The following is a 3,029-nucleotide window of genomic DNA, read 5'->3' on the forward strand; positions in this document are numbered from 1 at the left end:
GAGGACCGCTGCGGCCAACGGGCTGGCGAACCCGAGGATCGACACCGCCAATGCGGGCAGCCGCCCGATGCCCCGGAACCACAGCGCGTAGGCAAGCAGGGCCCCCACCACGCTCAGGTAGGCGAACCCGACGATGTTCGAGCCGGTGATGCGCCCCGGGAGCCCTTCGGCGACCAGCGTGGCCGGCGCCAGAATCAGGCCCCCGACGGCCAACTGCCACCCGGTAAAGGTCAGTACGGTCACGCCCGCCGGTCGGCCCCAGCGCTTGGTGAGCACGATGCCGGACGCCATGCAGACCGCGCCGCCCAGGCCGGCGAGCACACCTACGGCATCCAGTCCGGCCTGCGGTTGCAGCACCAGCAGCGCCACTCCCACCACACCGAGCACGCACGCTGCCACTTGCACCGGTCGGATCCGGTCCTTCAGCAGGGCTGTCGCCAGCAGCAGTACCAGCATCGGCTGCACCGCAACCACCAGGGCAGCCACGCCACCGGGCAGGTGATACGCCGCGACGAACAGCAGGTAGAAGAAGGCGCCGATGTTCAGCACCCCCAGCACCAAGGCACGCCACCACCACACCCCGCGCGGCAGCACCCGGCCGACCGCGAGCAGCACCAACCCGGCCGGTAGCGCTCGCACTGTGGAAGCCAGCAGCGGCCTGTCGGACGGAAGGAGCTCCGTCGTCACCAGGTAGGTGCTGCCCCACACCGCCGGAGCCAGAGCGGTCAAGACCGTATCGAACGCCGGCCGGTTGCCTCTCACTTGAACTCCTGAGCGGCCAGTGCCCATGAGGCGAACAGGGCAGCGGCGCCAACGACGGGTAGGGATCCGGGCACGGCGATTCCTCCGATTCGGGCGGGATTGCACAGCAAAAAAGTCGGACCGGTCGCACGTCCGGGCGCGCAACAGAAACCGACCCGTGAGACTGTAAAGCAGGTAAGGCTTACCTAACAAGGTTGCTTTTCGTGGGGGGCGTCGCGCATGGGCTGTGATCATTCGCCCGGGCAACCGGCTCCCGGCCCCGAGGCGGCACGACTGTTGCGCCAGGTCGCGCCTGCATGGGAGGCATGCTCTTCGCCTGCCATGGACACGCCTTCGCCCTTCGGGAACTTCCGCGGCCACATGGGCCGGGGTGGTGCCGTTCCTACTGGCTCGCCGGGCGTATGGCGGACGGTTCCCTCGACCCTGCGGCCGGCACCTTCCCGGTCTGGCGCGACGTCGCCTGGGGCCTCGATTACCCGGACGCACTGCAGCCGCTCGTCGTGTGTGCCCACAACCTCGACGACTGGGATGACAGCCGGGGCGTACCAGTTGAATAGCTCAAGAAAGAAGCGATCGAGGCAGCAGCACACTGCCTGGCCCAGCAACCACAGGCTGAGCACGACTGTGTCCCAGCTCTCCGGTGGAAGTCCCAGGGTGATCCACCTGGGGCTGTTCGTGCGTGTTTCTGATCGTGGGCTGCCCTGGTCAACTGGCCGAACGGGACACCAACTCGCACTTCCCCTGCCCGGGGAACAGAAGCAGACGACGTGGCCTGCTCGAACATGCTGTCCGCGAGACAACCGAGCCGCTGATCTGACTGTCCCGCCGCACCAGGGCAGTTGTCAGTCCTGATCACTAGGATCCAGGCGCATGACCTACATCTTCGATGTCTTCACCGGTGCGCGCCATGGCACCACCCTCACCGGCAGTGTTCAGTACCGCGATCCCGACAACTACGGGTTCTCCCAGGGGCCCGTATTCGGCCTGCAGCTCATCATGGATGCCTGGAAGGAGGGTGGTGACTTCGGGGCCGGGCCTGTCTCCGCCGCAACGGAAGCCGAGTTCAACGAGCTTTTCGAGTTGTACCTCGGCCCGACGGTGCGTGTTGACGAGGAAGGCTACCTGCTGGAGGAGGGCTCCACCCAGGTGCGCATACCTCGCGTCAAGGCGAAGGAGTTTTACCGAGGCCGGCTCGACCCCCACGGCGGGCGGGGCTTCTCGGACGGTACCCACTACATATGTCTCGCTCCGCGGTCGGACGACTTTGCACGCCGCGCCGAAGAGATCATCGTCTCCTGGGAGATCCGCGAGGACGACTCCACCGATCTCGACGAAGACGAGGGGACATCCGCCGACTTCGCCCTCGAAGTGAGTGACCCCCGCTATCTCGAGCACTTCACCAAGAACACGTACTTCCAAACGGCCTTCACAGGCCACCTCCCCTCGTAGGTTCGACCAGCCGGTATTTCACTGTCGTCCGGCGGCCTTCGGGCTGCCGGTCTTCGGGTCAGGCACGAGTAGAGAAGCGCCGTCAGGTGTCGGCCGGCGCTTGTCGCCTCGGCCGGCTGGGGTGGCGCCTTTGTGGCGCCTTTCCGGGCCAGGCGCCTGGTCATGAGGGTGGTGGCCGCCCAGGCGATCAGCGTCTCGGAGTGTTGGATGAGCCCCGCGGTCACTGGCCGGCCCTCTACCCGCCGGTGAGCTGTGCTGCTCACCGGCCCCACGGTCCGCCGTAGGCCCGCACATGCGGCGCGCCGCTGCGTCCGGCTGAGCGCCATGCGACGAGAACTCAGCATCTGAAGGGCTCGTCGATGGCGGGCATCGGCTTCCCGCCCGGATTCCACCTGCTGAGGAAGCCGGCTTGCCTGCCGACGTCAACGAGTTCGATTCGTGCACCGACGCTGTCCATCTGGTGATAGGCAAACGGCCGACCGTACGGGCAGCCGGAGAAGTCCACGGGCATGCCCTCTTCTTCCAAACGCCGGGACCCATGCCGCACATCGCTGGTCCAGAAGCCGATGTGATCGAACCTGGCTCCCTTGGAGGCATCCCAGGGGCTGCCTGACGGCCCTTCAATGAGCTCGATGAAGGGCGGCCCACCCGTGGTGAAGACGATGCGGTAGTCCCACTCACCAAGCCGGTCGGAGACCGGATCACTCCACTCAACCCCGGCCGCACGCTGAAAGTCCTGCATCGCCTGCTCGATGTCCGGGACCACGAAGCACACATGATAGAAGGCAGTCATCCACCCATGATCAAGCACGTCACCC

3 protein-coding genes are annotated in these 3,029 nt (G+C 66.4%); 1 reads left to right on the plus strand and 2 read right to left on the minus strand.

Annotation, left to right across the window (positions count from 1 at the left end; all coding sequences use genetic code 11):
• Positions 1-789, minus strand: a 789-nt coding sequence (locus tag ACZ4XD_RS37330; protein WP_468050009.1) for an EamA family transporter, incomplete at its 3' end; no start/stop codon positions are given.
• Between the two features lie 843 nt (positions 790-1,632).
• Here ACZ4XD_RS37330 and ACZ4XD_RS37335 point away from each other — a divergent pair.
• Entirely contained in the window at positions 1,633-2,211 is a 579-nt protein-coding gene (locus ACZ4XD_RS37335; RefSeq protein ID WP_468050011.1) for a hypothetical protein, read from the plus strand.
• 337 nt (positions 2,212-2,548) lie between these two features.
• Here ACZ4XD_RS37335 and ACZ4XD_RS37340 read toward each other — a convergent pair.
• Positions 2,549-3,029, minus strand: a 481-nt coding sequence (locus ACZ4XD_RS37340) for a VOC family protein (RefSeq protein ID WP_468050013.1), incomplete at its 5' end; no start/stop codon positions are given.

This window comes from Streptomyces sp. NPDC029466 (assembly GCF_055574515.1).

What these genes read in the sequence shown, in the direction of transcription:
- ACZ4XD_RS37335 (WP_468050011.1), top strand. Translation starts at nt 1,633, where the DNA reads ATGACCTACATCTTCGATGTCTTCACCGGTGCGCGCCATGGCACCACC.